Here is a 14373-nt window from a genome sequence, read left to right on the forward strand (position 1 = left end):
ATATCGGGCTCAGCGCCAGGAAAAAGCCTTTTCTGCGAGAGACTCAGAGGGAAACGGCTGGAACCACGATAATTCCGGCACGCAGACCGTTTTTCACCTTGGGATTGGGGAAGATGATGCGGGCGCCCTCCTCCTCGATCAGCCAGCGACTACCCGCAATGTCCTCGGCCAGCAGGAAGCCCTTGGGCAAGGCGGTGAAGTTCTCCACATCGGGCGCCAGATGCAGCTGAAAACCGTCACTGTGCTTGATCACCTCACGCGCCACAACGAACAGCTGCAGCCCGCTGAAATCCTCATCATCACCGCTACTGCCATTGGCGATCAGATCACGTAACACGGCCTCCAGCCGCATGAGATTGACACCCTGGTTCTCCCCGAACGGGCGCGCCTTGCCCAGTTCCAGAGTAAAGGCTTCAGCCTGCAGGTGCGCATAGGTGTGCGAGCTGAAGGTAATACCGGTCTTGTTCTGCAGCAGCACGGCACCGATGCCGGCATCGCGCAGCCGGGCCAGCTGGCGGGCCGAGTGCTGGCAGCCATCGCGGTAGGGATAGAGGGCAAACTGCTCGATCTGCGAACCGCGGATGGCGGTGTGCAGGTCGTAATGCAGGCGCTCGCGACCGGCAAGACTGAAGAAATTGGCCGCAAGCTGTTCCAGCTCTCCGGCACGCAACGCCTCGAAGCCACTGGCCGCTTCATGCCGACCACTGAACAGGCGGTTGATGTCCTGCTCCACATAGCGCTCACCGCGGCGCATGGCTTCGGGATTGCCCAGCAGAAAGAGAATCCGCACCCGCGGCCGCAGCTCACCGCTGGCAATCGCCTGCAACAGCCGGTCGAGCAGCTCGATCGGCGCCGTCTCGTTACCGTGCAGGCCGGCGGACAAGAGCAGGTCCAGCCCGGCATCCTCCGACTTGATCGGACTGACCTCCAGAGCCCCCTCGGCCAGCCAGTGCAAACGCACACCAGCAGCCGTCAACTGAATCTTCTCGGTTGGCTCACGGCCGGCCAGCGTCAGATCAAGCAGTTTGCCGAGGGACAGCATGGGGACTCCTCCGTCAGACCACCTCAGTGGTCGTGATTGCAATCCGGGCCGTGCACATGGTCATCGTCATCACCCATTGATTCCATTTCCAGCTGCAAACTGACCAGATTGGTGGCTTGCGGGCGCAGCAGCAGGTTGGCGTACTCGGTGTCACCATCCTCAACATCCACACCGATCAACAGCTGATCACCCACCGGCTGAATCCACAACTCCTTGCCCTGCCAGACCACGGCAAACCGCGTGCAGGAAGTTTCCAGCTGGGTGCCGTCGGTATCTTCAAGAATCAGTTGCAGGGCATCGGACATGGGATCGTTACTCTCAGACTAGTTGGAATGGATAAACCGAGCCCAGTTTAAGGATCTGCGTCAGTTCGTCCAAGGCCGCACGACACTCCACCAGCAACTGCGGATCAGCCAGATCGGCCTCGCTCAGGCGGTCGCGGTAGTGCTTGCCGACCCAGGCAACCAGCGTGTCGTGCAGCGTCGGCGTCATGATCACGCCCGGATTGACCGCCGCCAGCTCGGTTTCGTTGAGAGCCACGCGCAGGCGCAGACAAGCAGGTCCGCCGCCGTTCTGCATGCTCTGCTTGAGGTCGAAAACCTTGACCTCGCGAATCGGGCCGTTACCCGCCGTCAGTTGCTGCAGGTAATCCCAGACCCGCGCGTTCTTGTGGCACTCCTCCGGAACAATCAGCAGCATGCTGCCATCGGTACGGGTCAGCAGCTGGCTGTTGAACAGGTAGGAGCGCACCGCATCTTCAACGCTGACCGCCTCGCGCGGCACGCAGACGGCCTGGAAGCGACCACCACGGCGCGCCAGCTTGTCACCCAGCTCTGCCAGTACCCGCTCGGTATCGAGGAAGGCATCCTGGTGATAGAACAGCACCTCGCCGTTGCCCACGGCAATCACGTCGTTGTGGAACACACCCTGATCGATCACCGCCGGATTCTGCTGGGCATAAACCACACCATCGTCGCTCAGGCCATGCAGGCGGGCCACCGCCTGACAGGCTTCTAGGGTCTGCCGCGCGGGATAGCGCTGCGGCGCCGGATAGCGCGGATCGAAGGCGCTGCGGCCGAACACGAAAAACTCCACCCCCGCCTCGCCGTAGCCGGCACAGAAACGCGTGTGATTGGCTGCCCCCTCATCGCCGAACTGGCTAACCGCCGGCAGCGCAGCGTGGTGAGCAAAGTGCTGCGGATTGGCGAACATGGCGCCAAGCACCCGACTGGCAGTCGGATGCTCGATGCTGCGGTGAAACTTGCAGTTGAGGTTGGCCGCCGTGAAGTGCACACGCCCGTCGGCCGTATCGGCACTCGGGCTGACGGTGCAGGAGTTGGCCGTCCACATGCTGGAAGCGGAGCTGCAGGCCGCCAGCAGCGGCATGGCTTCCTTCGCCGCCCGGGCGATCACCTCGGCATCGCTGCCGGTAAAGCCGAGGCTGCGCAGCGCGGCCACATCCTGACGCTCCTGCGGGGCAAAAACGCCCTGCTTGAAGCCCATATCCATCAGCGCCTTCATCTTGCCCAGCCCCTGCAGCGCCGCCTCTTTCGGGCTGGAAACCGCCTGACTGTTGCTCTGCGAGGCCACGTTGCCGTAGGACAGACCGCCGTAGTTATGGGTCGGACCAACCAGGCCATCAAAGTTCATTTCATAGGCAGGAATCACAGACTTACTCCTGGGGTCAGAGTGGCGGGCAGGCTCAGACTCTCGCATTCGAGCGAGGCCACCGGATAGGCGCAGTAGTCGGCCGCGTAATAGGCGCTCGGGCGGTGGTTGCCCGACGCACCGATGCCGCCGAACGGCGCGGTGCTGGCCGCCCCGGTCAGTTGCTTGTTCCAGTTGACGATGCCGGCGCGACTTTCCAGCCAGAACTGCTCGTAGCGGGCCTTGTCGTCCGACAGCAGACCGGCGGCCAGACCGAAAGCTGTATTGTTGGCCTCGGCGATGGCGGCCTCGAAGCTGCTGTAACGGATCACCTGCAGCAGTGGCCCGAAGAACTCCTCGTCGGGTCGTGCAGCAACGGCCGTGACATCGACGATACCCGGCGTCAGCAACGCCGCATCAGCCTGCGGCTGAGTCATGGTCAGCAGCGCCGTGGCGCCACGCGCCAGCAGATCGGCCTGAGCCGCCAACAGCTGCTGGGCGGCCTGCAGGGAAATCACCGAACCCATGAACGGCGCCGGCTGCTCGTCATAGCGCCCCACCTTGATCTGCCGGCAGACTTCGACCAGCCGGGCCAGCAGGGCATCGCCCCAGCTGCCCGCCGGCACCAGCAGACGACGGGCACAGGTGCAGCGCTGGCCGGCCGAGATAAACGCGGACTGGATGATGGTGTAGACCGCAGCCTCGACATCCTGAACCTGATCGACCAGCAGCGGGTTATTGCCGCCCATTTCCAGCGCCAGAATCTTGTCCGGGCGACCAGCGAACTGGCTGTGCAGCAGGTTGCCGGTACGGCTGGAGCCGGTGAAAAACAGACCATCGATGCCCGGATTACCGGCCAGGGCCACGCCGGTCTCGCGGGCGCCCTGCAGCAGATTGAGCACGCCTGCCGGCAGGCCGGCCTCGATCCAGCACTTGACGGTCAGCTCGGCCACCAGCGGCGTCAGCTCGCTGGGCTTGAACAGCACGCAGTTCCCGGCCAGCAGTGCCGGCACGATATGGCCATTGGGCAGGTGACCGGGGAAATTGTAGGGGCCGAACACCGCCACCACGCCATGCGGCTTGTGGCGCAGCACGGCCGTGGCATCGGCCAGCGGGCCGCTCTTCTCACCGGTACGTTCGCGATAGCTCTGGACCGAGATGGCTACCTTGTTGACCATGCTGGTGACTTCGGTGGCGGCTTCCCACAGCGGCTTGCCGGTTTCCTCACCGATGGCGCGGGCTAGCAGATCGGCCTTGTCCTTGAGGCAGGCGGCAAAGCGCTCGAGCACGGCGATGCGCTCCTCCAGCGGGCGCCGCCCCCAGGCCGGGAAGGCCTGACGGGCAGCCTGTACGGCGGCCTCGACCTGCTCGGCAGTGGCGCCCTGCCCCTGCCAGATCACCGCCTGACTGACCGGATTGAGCGATTCGAACGCCTCACCCTGCCCCGCCTGCCAGACGCCTGCAATAAATTGGCTGCTCATCTTGTTATGGTCCTCGACAGCAAAACCCGGCCACGGGGGCCGCGGCGAAAATCAGTTCTGCGCGTCACGCGCCGACAACGGCACGGCCCGCACCTGGCTGCCTGCAGTGAGTTGCAGACGCTTGGCGGTCAGGGCATCAACCACCAGGGTGCCGGAAGCCACCCGCGCCGGTGCGGCGGTAATGCGGCAGTCCTCGCGCTTGCGGTTGTGCATCAGGTACGGCACGGCCTCGTCACCCGGGGTGCCGATGGCCAGGATCAGCAACTGGCTGTCGGCCACGGCGCGAATCTTGTCGGTCTGCACTTCGATGGCCGGGCCTGCGTCGAAAATGTCGACATAGCCCTGATAGCTGAAACCTTCGCCCTTGAGCATGGCCAGCGCAGGTTCCGTGTGCGGGTGCACACGCCCGATCACGGCCTGTGCTTCCTCGGTGAGGAAACAGGTATAGAGCGGGAACTTGGGCATCAGCTCGGCAATGAAGGACTTGTTGCCCAGGCCGGTGAGGTAGTCCGCGCGGGAGAATTCCATGGTGAAGAAGTGCCGGCCCAGGCTTTCCCAGAACGGCGAGCGACCATCGGCGTCGGACATGCCGCGCATTTCGGCAATGACCTTGTCGCCGAACAGTTCACGGAATTCGGCGATGAACATGAAGCGCGCCTTGGACAGCAGACGGCCATTGAGGCCGCTGCGATGATCGGCATGCAGGAACAGCGAGCAGAGTTCGGAATGCCCGGTCAGGTCGTTGGCCAGGAACAGCGTGGGAATTTCACGGTGAATGCCCAGTTCCTGCGAGGCACTGACGGTCAGGCCGACGCGGAAGTTGTACCAGGGCTCACGCTTGCCCACGGCGCCTGCTACTGCAGAGATCCCCACCACCTCGCCGTCATCGTTTTCCATGACGAACAGGTAATCGGCATCGGCGCGCTCGGCCTCGCCTCTGAAGGTCTTCTCCGCCCAGCTCACGCGATGGGACAGGCGCTCCTCATTGGCCGGCAGAGTGGTCAGGCCGGTACCGGTGCTCTGCGCCAGAGCCATCAGTGCCGGCAGGTCGCTGCTGCGCACGGGACGAACAATCATAGTGCCTCCAGGCTTTCAGGGCCGTCGCCACAGGCGCTCGGCCAGCATGCCGCAGGGTGCCGCCGCAGGGCGACGCCCGGTTGATCGATCAGAGGGCGACCAGGCGCACCGTGGCGCCCTCACCCACACCCAGCGCCTCGGCAGCCTCTGCCGACAGGGTCACCGGCTTGCCGGGCACCCAGTCGAGGTCGGCAACGATGGCGCGGAAATCCTGCAACTGGCCGTTGCACACCAGGTACTGGCGGCCGCCCTTGCCGGGTTCGCCGACGCGCACCGGCACCACGCGGCTCTGGCTGATCGAAAGAATGCTGCTGGTGCGCGCATGCAGGGTCGGCCCGCCATCGAAGATGTCGATGTAGTGGTCGGTCTCGAAGCCCTCGCGCATGAGAATGTCGAAATTGACCTGGGCGCGCGGGTAAACCTGGCCCATGACCTCCTGCGCCTCATCCGGCAGCAGCGGCACGTAGATCGGGTAATGCGGCATCAGCTCGGCGAGGAAGGTACGGCTCTTCAGGCCGCACAGGCGCTCGGCCTCGACGTAGCTCATGTCGAAGAAGTTGCGGCCCACGGCATTCCAGAACGGCGACTCGCCCTGCTCGTCGCTGTAACCGACGATCTCCACCACCACCGCATCGGAGAAGCGCTCCGGGTGACTGGCGAGAAACAGCAGGCGGCCACGCGAGTTGAGCTCGGCGTAAGGCGTATCCACCAGTTCGGGCTGCACGTAGTAGCTGGTCAGCAGGCTGTTGCCGGTGAGGTCATGGCACAGCGAGAGGACGTGAATCTTGTTGTGGATGCCCAGCGAGCGCGAGGCATGCACGAAGGTTTCGTTGCGAAAGCTGTAGAAGGGTTCGGAGTAACCGGCCGAGGCGACCACCCCGGAGCAGCCGACCAGACGTCCGGTCTGACTGTCTTCGAGGACGAAGAAGTAGCTCTCCTCGCCGTTGAAACTGACTTCGGCACCGAACGAGGCTTCCGAGGCCTGGATCTTCTCCTGCAGACGCTGCAGATCGTCCGGCAGGGAAGTGACACCAATCGGGCTATCCGCCGCCAGGCGCTGTACCTCGGCGAGATCGGACAATTGCGCAGGGCGCATCACCAGCATGGTGTCACTCCTTCTTGTAAAAACTCCGGCAAACCTGAGCCTGCCAGAGAAAACCGGGGGATGAGGGTCACCCCGGTACGCATGGAATCGTCAGGTCGCGGGCCCAGGCACGCGACCGCCCGTCATGCCGTCAACTGACGCACGGCACGTTCGAAACGCTTGAGACCTTCATCAATATCGGCGTCTTCCACCACCAGGCTCGGGGCGAAACGCACCACATCCGGGCTGGCCTGCAGCACCATCACGCCTTCTGCGGCAGCGGCATCCAGCACCGCCTTGGCCTTGCCCTTCCAGGCATCACTGAGCACGCAGCCCAGCAGCAGGCCCAGACCACGAACCTCGCTGAACAGACCGGTCGCCTGACCGATGGCCAGCAGGCGGTTGCGGAACTGCTCGCTCTTGGCAGTCACGCCAGCCAGCACCTCGGGGGTGTTGACGATGTCGATCACGGCCTCGGCCACCGCACAGGCCAGCGGATTGCCGCCATAGGTGGTGCCGTGGGTGCCGACTGCCAGGTGTTTGGCAATCGCGTCAGTGGTCAGCATGGCGCCGATCGGGAAGCCACCACCCAGGCTCTTGGCACTGGAAAGGATGTCCGGGGTCACGCCGTAGTGCTGGTAGGCATACAGATGGCCGCTGCGGCCCATGCCGGTCTGCACTTCGTCGAAGATCAGCAGGGCGTTGTGCTGGTTGCACAGTTCGCGGGCGCCTTCCAGATAGGCCTGCTGAGCCGGCAGCACGCCGCCCTCGCCCTGCACCGGCTCCAGAATGACGGCGCAGGTCTTGTCCGAGATGGCTGCTTTCAGCGCCTCCAGATCGTTGAACGGAATGTGCGTGATACCGGCGATCTTCGGGCCGAAGCCGTCGGAATACTTGGGTTGACCACCGACGTTCACGGTAAACAGGGTACGGCCGTGGAAGCTGTTCAGCGCCGCGATGATTTCGTACTTGTCTTCACCGAACTCTTCGCAGGCATAACGACGCGCCAGTTTCAGTGCCGCTTCGTTGGCCTCGGCGCCGGAGTTGCAGAAGAACACGCGGTCGGCAAAAGTGGCGTCCACCAGCTTGTGCGCCAGGCGCAGGGCCGGCTCATTGGTGAACACGTTGGAGATGTGCCAGAGCTTGCCCGCCTGCTCGGTGAGCGCCTTGACCAGTGCCGGATGGGCATGACCGAGGGTGTTGACGGCGATGCCGCCGGCAAAGTCGATCAGCTCGCGGCCCGACTGGTCCCAGACGCGGGAGCCTTCGCCGCGAACCGGAATGAAGGCGGCCGGGGCGTAGTTGGGAACCATTACCTGATCGAAATCGGCGCGTTGCACATGCGAAGCGGACATCGGGGTCTCCTGCCTAGAGCGGCTATCGATGAAAGGATTGTAGGGACTGATTGGCAACCGGCATTGCCGCCATGCGACAACTTCTTACAGCGCCAACACGGCGCCAGCCGGGGCTTACAGAAAAGCGACAGAAAGCGTCGGGAAGGCGCAGTTTAAACGCTGCGCAGGCGTATTAGGACCCATTCGACGGCAATTTGACGGCTTTTACCGCGAAGCCGGGCAACCCTCGACCGACGTGGTTTCAGTCCAGACGACCGCTGGCAATGGATTCACCGGCCGCCCAAAGGCCCCACTCGCCCGGCTGAAACAGCGTCCACTGCTCATTGTCGGTGAGCGCCTCGGTGGCCAGTACGGTGACCACATCATTGGCCGTGGTCTGCGCCTTGAAGTCGACTTCCAGCTCGACATCCTTGAGATGCGCCGGGCCAAAGGGCGCACGCCGGGTAATGCGCGCCAGCTTGGTGCTGCAGAAACCGAACAGCCACTGGCCATTGCTCAGCAGGCAGTTGAACACGCCCTGGCGGCGGTACTCGGCGCAGGCGCTGAGCAGCAGCGGCAGGAGCAACTGCACCGGCACATCATCGGCAAAAGCGCCGCGGATACGATTGAGCAGATCGCAGAACACCGCCTCGCTGTCGGTATCACCCACCGGACGATAGAAATCCCGCCGCCCGGCGAAGTCCGTCAGTTGACCGTTGTGGGCGAAGCACCAGTTGCGCCCCCATAGCTCACGCACGAAGGGATGGGTGTTGGCCAGACAGACCTGCCCCACATTGGCCTGACGCACATGGGCGATGACCACTTCGCTCTTGATCGGAAAGCGCTGCACCAGCTGCGCCACTTCCGAGTCGCAACCCGGCGCCGGTCCTGAAACAGGCGCACGCCCCGCCCCTCGTAAAAAGCCACGCCCCAGCCGTCCTTGTGAGGCCCGGTACGACCGCCCCGCTGCATCAGGCCGGTGAAACTGAAGACGATATCGGTGGGCACGTTGGCATTCATGCCCAGCAGTTCGCACATCTCAGGGCTCCTGCGCCAGAGCTGCGCGCAGCTGCTCGGCCTCAGCCAGAAAGCGCCGCTCCAGACGCGCACGCGCCAGCGGCAGGAAGCGGGTCAGGGCGCGCCACAGCAGGGCAACCAGATCACCGCGACGGCGCGGAATCAAGTGCAGATGCAGGTGCGGCACATGCTGGTTGCTTTCGGGGCCATCGTTGACCAGCAGATTGATGCCGCGCGCACCGTAGCCCGCCCGGCGCAGGGCACGCGCCAGGCGCTCGGTGAGCGGCAGCAGTGCGGCGCGGGCAGCCGGATCGAGATCACTCAGGTAAGGCGCATGCTGGCGGGAAACCACCAGCACATGAGCCGGGCGCAGCGGGAAGATATCCAGCAGGACGATGAAATGCTCGTCCTCATAAATGCGGTGAGCCGGCAGGCGACCGGCTTCGATGGCACAGAAGACGCAATCCATGCGCGCAGCTCCTAGAGACGCGGTTCGATGCGCAGGCGGCGATCGCCATGGGCATCCCGGCGGGTGTCGACGTCGGCGCGGCCTTCGCGATCCATCAGCTCACGCAGGGTCGGCTCATCGTCCTCGACGACCGTCTGGCGCGGCTTGCGGCGCGACTGCCACCAGCTTTCCAGCGGCCAGCGCACGAAGGCAAATGCCAGGTAGAGCGCCATACCGATGGCGCCGTACATGGCCAGATCGGAGAAGGCCAGCGGGTTGTTGCCGACCTTGAACAGAATATCCAGCGCGGCAATCGCCACGGCCGGGGCATACAGCTCGCGGGCCGGATCGACAATGGTCGGCGTCAGCAGCAGCACCGCCATCAGCATTCGCAACGGCTCGCGCAACCAGCGCCACATCCAGCCGGTCATCTGGAACCACACCAGCAGGCAGCCGAGTCCGGCAACGGCATACAGGGCCCAGGCAAGCAGATAGTCGTTCTCGGTCATCGTGGCGCGTGGCATGGCTGGTCAGGGGGCACGTATGATAGCCGCTTTGCCCGTTGTCGTCTGCCAAGAGAGCCCGCCATGCCCACCGCCCCGATTGCCCGTGCCGAGCACGGCGCCGACCCTTACGCCTGGCTGGAGCAACGCGACAGCGAAGCCGTACTGGCTTACCTGCAAGCGGAAAACGCCTACCTGGAAGAGTCCCTGGCAGGGCAGAGTAACCTGCGCGAGCAGCTGTTTCAGGAGATCAAGGGGCGCATCCGCGAAACCGACCTCAGCCTGCCGACCCCCTGGGGCGATTACCTGTACTACCAGCGCACCCAGGCGGGCGACGAGTACCCGCGGCACTACCGCTGCAACCGCCAGGGCGACAGCCTGGTCGTGGACGAAGCCAGCGAGCAACTGCTGCTCGACCCCAACGTTCTGGCCGAAGGCGGCTATCTGAGTCTGGGCGCATTCAGCATCAGCCCCGACCAGCGTCTGCTGGCCTACAGCCTCGACCGCAGCGGCGATGAAATCTACCAGCTGTTCGTCAAGGACTTAGGCAGCGGCGCCATCACCGCCCTGCCCTTCGGCGAGGCCGACGGCAGCCTGACCTGGGCCAATGACAGCCAGACCCTGTTCTTCGCCACCCTCGACGACACCCACCGGCCGCACCGCCTGTTTCGCCACCGGCTGGGCGATGCTGGCGCCAGCCTGGTGTTCGAGGAAGAGGACGGACGCTACTTTCTCAGCTGCCACCGCGCCAGCTCCGAACGTCAGCTGATCCTGCTGCTGTCGAGCAAGACCACCAGCGAAGCCTGGGTGCTGGATGCTGTGCAGCCCCACGCCGACTTCCGCTGCCTGGCCCGCCGCGAGGAAGGCCATGAGTACTACCCCGATCACGGCTTCCTCGACGGCCGCTGGTGCTGGTTCATTCGCAGCAACCAGAGCGGCATCAACTTCGCGCTCTATCAAGCCGCCGAGGATCGCCCGGAGCGCACCCACTGGCAGGAGATGGTCGCCCACGACCCGGCCGTGATGCTCGAAGGCCTGACCCTCAATCTCGAGGCCATGGTCCTCAGTCTGCGCGAGGGCGGTCTGCCGCTGCTGGAGCTGCGCAGCAACGGCCAGCCGCCCCGACGCCTGAGCCTGCCGGATGCGGCCTACAGCCTCTATGTGCAGGACAGTCTGGAGTTCCACAGCCCGGTACTGCACCTGCGTTACGAGGCGCTCAACCGGCCGGCGCAGATCCGCCAGCTGGACCTGCGCAGCGGCGAGCAGCGCGTGCTCAAGGAAACCCCGGTGGAAGGGCCGTTCGACGCCGATGCCTACGTCAGTCGCCGCCTCTGGGCAACGGCCGCGGACGGCACCCAGGTGCCGATCAGTCTGGTAGGCCGCCGCGAGATACTGGCGGCCGGAGAACCTGCGCCGCTCTATCTGTATGGTTACGGCGCCTATGGCGAGTGCCTCGACCCCTGGTTTTCCCACGCCCGCCTGAGTCTGCTGGAGCGCGGTTTCATCTTCGCCATCGCCCATGTGCGTGGCGGCGGCGAACTGGGCGAAGCCTGGTACCGCGCCGGCAAGCTGGAACACAAGCAGAATACGTTCGGCGATTTCATCGCCTGTGCCGAAGCCCTGATCAGTGAGGGCCTGACCACGGCCCGGCAACTGGCAATCAGCGGCGGCAGTGCCGGCGGGCTGTTGATCGGCGCCGTGCTCAATCAGCGTCCCGAGCTGTTCGCCGCAGCGATTGCCGAAGTGCCCTTCGTCGATGTGCTGAACACCATGCTCAACCCCGATCTGCCGCTGACAGTCACCGAGTACGACGAGTGGGGCGACCCCAACGAGGCAGAGGTCCATGCACGGATCAAGGCCTATGCGCCTTATGAGAATGTGCAGCGCCAGACCTATCCGGCGCTGCTGGCCGTGGCCGGCTACCACGACAGCCGCGTGCAGTACTGGGAAGCGGCCAAATGGGTGGCCAAGCTGCGCACGCGCAAGACCGACGATCACCTGCTGCTGCTCAAGACCGACTTCGACGCCGGCCATGGCGGCATGAGCGGCCGTTACCAGGCGCTGCGCGATGTGGCGCTGGAGTATGCCTTCCTGCTCAAGGTGCTTGGACTTATCCAGCAATCCTGAGCCGCAAAAGAAAACCCCGTCGCGATGGCTCGCGGCGGGGCTCTCAAGGGCGACAGATGCCGCCGTCTTACATATGGTTTTTCTTGAACTGGGCGATGGTATCGTCCGGACGGCCTTCTTCCTTCTGCAGGCCGTAGGTCACCGACACGCCATCCGGGCCACCACCGATGTCGGTGTAGCGGAAGATCGGCTCACCGAGCTGAATCATGTCCTTCATGTCGCCGTAGCGCTTGAACACATAAATGCGCCCTTCCTGACGCACTTCACCGTAGAACGGATGCGCTGGCACCAGAGCGACCTTGAGGAACTGGTAAGCGGCAATCTGCTCCAGCGGCTTGCCCTGATCTTCGGCGCGCAGGGCGAGAATCAGCTCCTGACCGGCCGGATCCTTCTCTTCCAGTTTGCGCAGAACCGGGGCCTTCTCGGTGCTGAGGAAGTTTTTGAATACCTGGTAGTCATCGAAGACATACACCTGGGTTTCTGTGCGCACCTGGTACCAGTCTTCGTTGTTCAGCGCCGGAGCCTTGCTGGCCACGGGAACCTGGCTGCTACAGGCACTGACGGCGGCTGCCAGCAGGGCGAAGGAAACTGGTTTGAGAAACGACATGGCAACTCCTGGGAAGGCGATGATTGAGGCCTGCCACCTTGCCGAAGTTCCATGACCGCGCAGTGAATTTACCGTGTCAGTTAGATGACAGACACACCCGCTCGCCGCCTGCCGGCACCAGCGTTAGACTGGTGCAACGACTACTCAGGAGCGCCACCCCATGGCCCAGCCACCCTCTCCCACCAGCAAGGTTGACCGCCTGCTTGCCGAAGCCCAGCGCGATCGCGAGCAGAGCTACCGGGCCAAGGCCCTGCGCATGTACCCGCACATCTGCGGGCGCTGCGGGCGCGAGTTCAGCGGCAAGCGCCTGAGCGAACTGACGGTACACCACCGCGACCACAACCACGACAACAACCCAGAAGACGGCTCCAACTGGGAGCTGCTGTGCCTGTACTGCCATGACAACGAGCACCAGCGGCAGGTCGATGCGCACTACCAGACCAGCGATGCCGGGCGCGGTGGCGCCAGCACGGTCAAGCACAAGGCCTTCGCCGACCTGGCCAAGCTGCTGGGCAAAAGCGACAGCTGAAATGAAAAGGCCCGGTTTAACCGGGCCTTTTCATTTTGTGCGGACTCAGAACCTGCTTACGATCTTGCGAGCTAGAGCGAGACAAGGCAAAAACAGCCGAAGAAGCGCAGTTTACCAGTGGTAAATGAGCATAACTCGCTACGCTCGCCCCTTCGGGGCCGCACTAAAGTGCGTTGGCCATAAGCGGCCTGCTGAGGCTGTTTTTAACGCCGTATCGCCGACGCGCAGCGGATCGTAAACAGGTTCTCAGCGCAGCAACGGTGTATCCAGCACAGTGGACGGCCCGCGCAGCACACTTTCGGTCACCGCAATGAAGTCCTGCGTGCTGACCTTGTCCATGCGCATCAGGCCACGGGTGACGTTATCCAGCGACAGCTCACCCTTGGTGGTCTCACGGATTTCCTTGTCCAGCTCAATCAACAGAATCACCGCCCGCGCCGTGGACTGGCCAGTGGAATGTTCGGTACGCAGGGTTTTGACCGGTTTGCTCCACTGGCGCAGCTTGTCGCGCACCTTGGCGTAGCGGTCCTCGCTCATGCCGCCGGCACGGCGTACCAGCTCGATGGCGTAGTACTCGGCCAGGCCCTCGGCAATCCAGTCGCTGCGATCGGTATCGCGGATACGGCTGAACACGTGGGTCAGCTCGTGCACCAGAGAGCTGGTGCCGTTCTCGCTGACCAGCGGGCGGTCGGCATGCAGGAACAGGGAGTTGCCGGCCGACAAACCGCCACGCCACATCGGCTCACCCGCGCCGACCACCAGCAGCTTGCCCGGGTCGCGCGGAAACACATACTGCGCATGCGGCCAAACGAAGCTGAGCATGGTCAGTGCATCCATGCGGCGCATGCCCTCGCCGATCGGAGCGGCTACCGTCACATCGGTATTACCCAACTGGGCGCGGCGGGTGCCGATCTTGCCGGCCAGAATCCAGCCAGTGGGCCGGTCGAACAGACGCGCTGGATTGTCGATGCGGAAGCGGTTCTTGCCGATACGTGGCCAGCCGGTTTCCACCGACGGCCACCCCTTGGGCAGCTCGAATTGCAGGCGCGACACCAGCTGTGTGCCGTCGACCTGATCCAGACGCGCACTGGGAACCAGATCATCACCACGCATCAGTACCCAGTCCGGCGTCATGCGCGCATCGAAACGACCGTCCTCGCGCTCATGGCTGACCTTGACCTTGTAGGTCAGACTCGACTTGCCGCTCTTGGGCTGCCAGACACCGCTGTGCGGCGCACTCTGCTGCCACTGGCCATCCGTCTGGAAGTCGCTGTAGTAGCCCTTCTTGCCCAGATTGAAGGTCAGGCTGCGCACCTCCTCGCCTTCATCCAGGGTAATGCGCACTTCAGCCTGATCGGACTCCGGCAGGAAGCGCACGTTGTAGTCCAGATCAACGCGATTCTTCGCCAGCAAGGGCGTGGACAGCAGCAACAGGGCCAGCGGCAAGGCAGAGAAACGACGCTCAAGCATGATGGAA

At 63.9% G+C, this 14373-nt stretch carries 13 protein-coding genes and 1 pseudogene; 2 read left to right on the forward strand and 12 right to left on the reverse strand.

The genetic code is table 11. The annotated features are described in order from the left end of the window. Positions 1–43 precede the first annotated feature (43 nt). From astE to CK486_RS05160, 10 genes and pseudogenes are all read right to left on the reverse strand, one after another. A complete protein-coding gene (gene astE, locus CK486_RS05115; RefSeq protein ID WP_095939208.1) occupies positions 44–1042 on the reverse strand; it encodes a succinylglutamate desuccinylase in 999 nt (332 codons plus the stop codon). Positions 1043–1065: 23 nt separating this feature from the next. After that, positions 1066–1347, reverse strand: a complete 282-nt coding sequence (locus CK486_RS05120) for a topoisomerase II (RefSeq protein WP_095939209.1) — start codon at positions 1345–1347, stop codon at positions 1066–1068. 13 nt (positions 1348–1360) lie between these two features. Beyond that, complete coding sequence (gene astB / locus CK486_RS05125; protein WP_371915484.1) at positions 1361–2692, reverse strand: N-succinylarginine dihydrolase; 1332 nt, start codon at positions 2690–2692, stop codon at positions 1361–1363. Positions 2693–2706: 14 nt separating this feature from the next. After that, entirely contained in the window at positions 2707–4170 is a 1464-nt protein-coding gene (gene astD / locus CK486_RS05130; protein ID WP_095939210.1) for a succinylglutamate-semialdehyde dehydrogenase, read from the reverse strand. 51 nt (positions 4171–4221) lie between these two features. Continuing rightward, positions 4222–5247, reverse strand: coding sequence for an arginine N-succinyltransferase (gene astA / locus CK486_RS05135; RefSeq protein ID WP_095939211.1), 1026 nt, complete (start codon positions 5245–5247; stop codon positions 4222–4224). 88 nt (positions 5248–5335) lie between these two features. Continuing rightward, positions 5336–6352, reverse strand: coding sequence for an arginine/ornithine succinyltransferase subunit alpha (aruF, locus tag CK486_RS05140; RefSeq protein ID WP_095939212.1), 1017 nt, complete (start codon positions 6350–6352; stop codon positions 5336–5338). A gap of 122 nt (positions 6353–6474) precedes the next feature. Next, positions 6475–7686, reverse strand: a complete 1212-nt coding sequence (locus tag CK486_RS05145) for an aspartate aminotransferase family protein (RefSeq protein ID WP_095939213.1) — start codon at positions 7684–7686, stop codon at positions 6475–6477. A gap of 241 nt (positions 7687–7927) precedes the next feature. After that, a pseudogene (locus CK486_RS05150) lies at positions 7928–8703 on the reverse strand (class II glutamine amidotransferase). A 1-nt stretch (position 8704) separates the two neighbouring features. Continuing rightward, a complete protein-coding gene (locus tag CK486_RS05155; RefSeq protein WP_095939214.1) occupies positions 8705–9151 on the reverse strand; it encodes an HIT family protein in 447 nt (148 codons plus the stop codon). Between the two features lie 11 nt (positions 9152–9162). Then, positions 9163–9639 carry an MFS transporter gene (locus CK486_RS05160; RefSeq protein WP_095939215.1) on the reverse strand — a complete coding sequence of 159 codons (477 nt, stop codon included), beginning with the start codon at positions 9637–9639 and terminating at the stop codon, positions 9163–9165. 78 nt (positions 9640–9717) lie between these two features. Here CK486_RS05160 and CK486_RS05165 point away from each other — a divergent pair, with 78 nt between their 5' ends. Next, positions 9718–11760 (forward strand): S9 family peptidase, encoded by a 2043-nt coding sequence (locus CK486_RS05165; protein WP_095939216.1) that lies wholly within the window; start codon positions 9718–9720, stop codon positions 11758–11760. A 67-nt stretch (positions 11761–11827) separates the two neighbouring features. On the opposite strand, the gene CK486_RS05170 is transcribed toward CK486_RS05165, so the two are convergent. After that, positions 11828–12367, reverse strand: coding sequence for a hypothetical protein (locus CK486_RS05170; RefSeq protein WP_095939217.1), 540 nt, complete (start codon positions 12365–12367; stop codon positions 11828–11830). A gap of 160 nt (positions 12368–12527) precedes the next feature. On the opposite strand from CK486_RS05170, the gene CK486_RS05175 reads away from it, so the two are divergent. Continuing rightward, positions 12528–12896 carry a YajD family HNH nuclease gene (locus CK486_RS05175; protein WP_095939218.1) on the forward strand — a complete coding sequence of 123 codons (369 nt, stop codon included), beginning with the start codon at positions 12528–12530 and terminating at the stop codon, positions 12894–12896. 246 nt (positions 12897–13142) lie between these two features. On the opposite strand, the gene CK486_RS05180 is transcribed toward CK486_RS05175, so the two are convergent. Next, entirely contained in the window at positions 13143–14366 is a 1224-nt protein-coding gene (locus CK486_RS05180; protein ID WP_095939219.1) for a hypothetical protein, read from the reverse strand. Positions 14367–14373 lie beyond the last annotated feature (7 nt).

Source organism: Pseudomonas sp. HAR-UPW-AIA-41 (genome assembly GCF_002304225.1).
Classification (GTDB): Bacteria; Pseudomonadota; Gammaproteobacteria; order Pseudomonadales; family Pseudomonadaceae; genus Aquipseudomonas.

Excerpts from the sequence above, each read along its gene's own strand:
- astE (WP_095939208.1), bottom strand. The coding sequence starts at position 1,042 with ATGCTGTCCCTCGGCAAACTGCTTGATCTGACGCTGGCCGGCCGTGAG.
- CK486_RS05120 (WP_095939209.1), bottom strand. The coding sequence starts at position 1,347 with ATGTCCGATGCCCTGCAACTGATTCTTGAAGATACCGACGGCACCCAG.
- astB (WP_371915484.1), bottom strand. The coding sequence starts at position 2,692 with ATGAACTTTGATGGCCTGGTTGGTCCGACCCATAACTACGGCGGTCTG.
- astD (WP_095939210.1), bottom strand. The coding sequence starts at position 4,170 with ATGAGCAGCCAATTTATTGCAGGCGTCTGGCAGGCGGGGCAGGGTGAG.
- astA (WP_095939211.1), bottom strand. The coding sequence starts at position 5,247 with ATGATTGTTCGTCCCGTGCGCAGCAGCGACCTGCCGGCACTGATGGCT.
- aruF (WP_095939212.1), bottom strand. The coding sequence starts at position 6,352 with ATGCTGGTGATGCGCCCTGCGCAATTGTCCGATCTCGCCGAGGTACAG.
- CK486_RS05145 (WP_095939213.1), bottom strand. The coding sequence starts at position 7,686 with ATGTCCGCTTCGCATGTGCAACGCGCCGATTTCGATCAGGTAATGGTT.
- CK486_RS05155 (WP_095939214.1), bottom strand. The coding sequence starts at position 9,151 with ATGGATTGCGTCTTCTGTGCCATCGAAGCCGGTCGCCTGCCGGCTCAC.
- CK486_RS05160 (WP_095939215.1), bottom strand. The coding sequence starts at position 9,639 with ATGACCGAGAACGACTATCTGCTTGCCTGGGCCCTGTATGCCGTTGCC.
- CK486_RS05165 (WP_095939216.1), top strand. The coding sequence starts at position 9,718 with ATGCCCACCGCCCCGATTGCCCGTGCCGAGCACGGCGCCGACCCTTAC.
- CK486_RS05170 (WP_095939217.1), bottom strand. The coding sequence starts at position 12,367 with ATGTCGTTTCTCAAACCAGTTTCCTTCGCCCTGCTGGCAGCCGCCGTC.
- CK486_RS05175 (WP_095939218.1), top strand. The coding sequence starts at position 12,528 with ATGGCCCAGCCACCCTCTCCCACCAGCAAGGTTGACCGCCTGCTTGCC.
- CK486_RS05180 (WP_095939219.1), bottom strand. The coding sequence starts at position 14,366 with ATGCTTGAGCGTCGTTTCTCTGCCTTGCCGCTGGCCCTGTTGCTGCTG.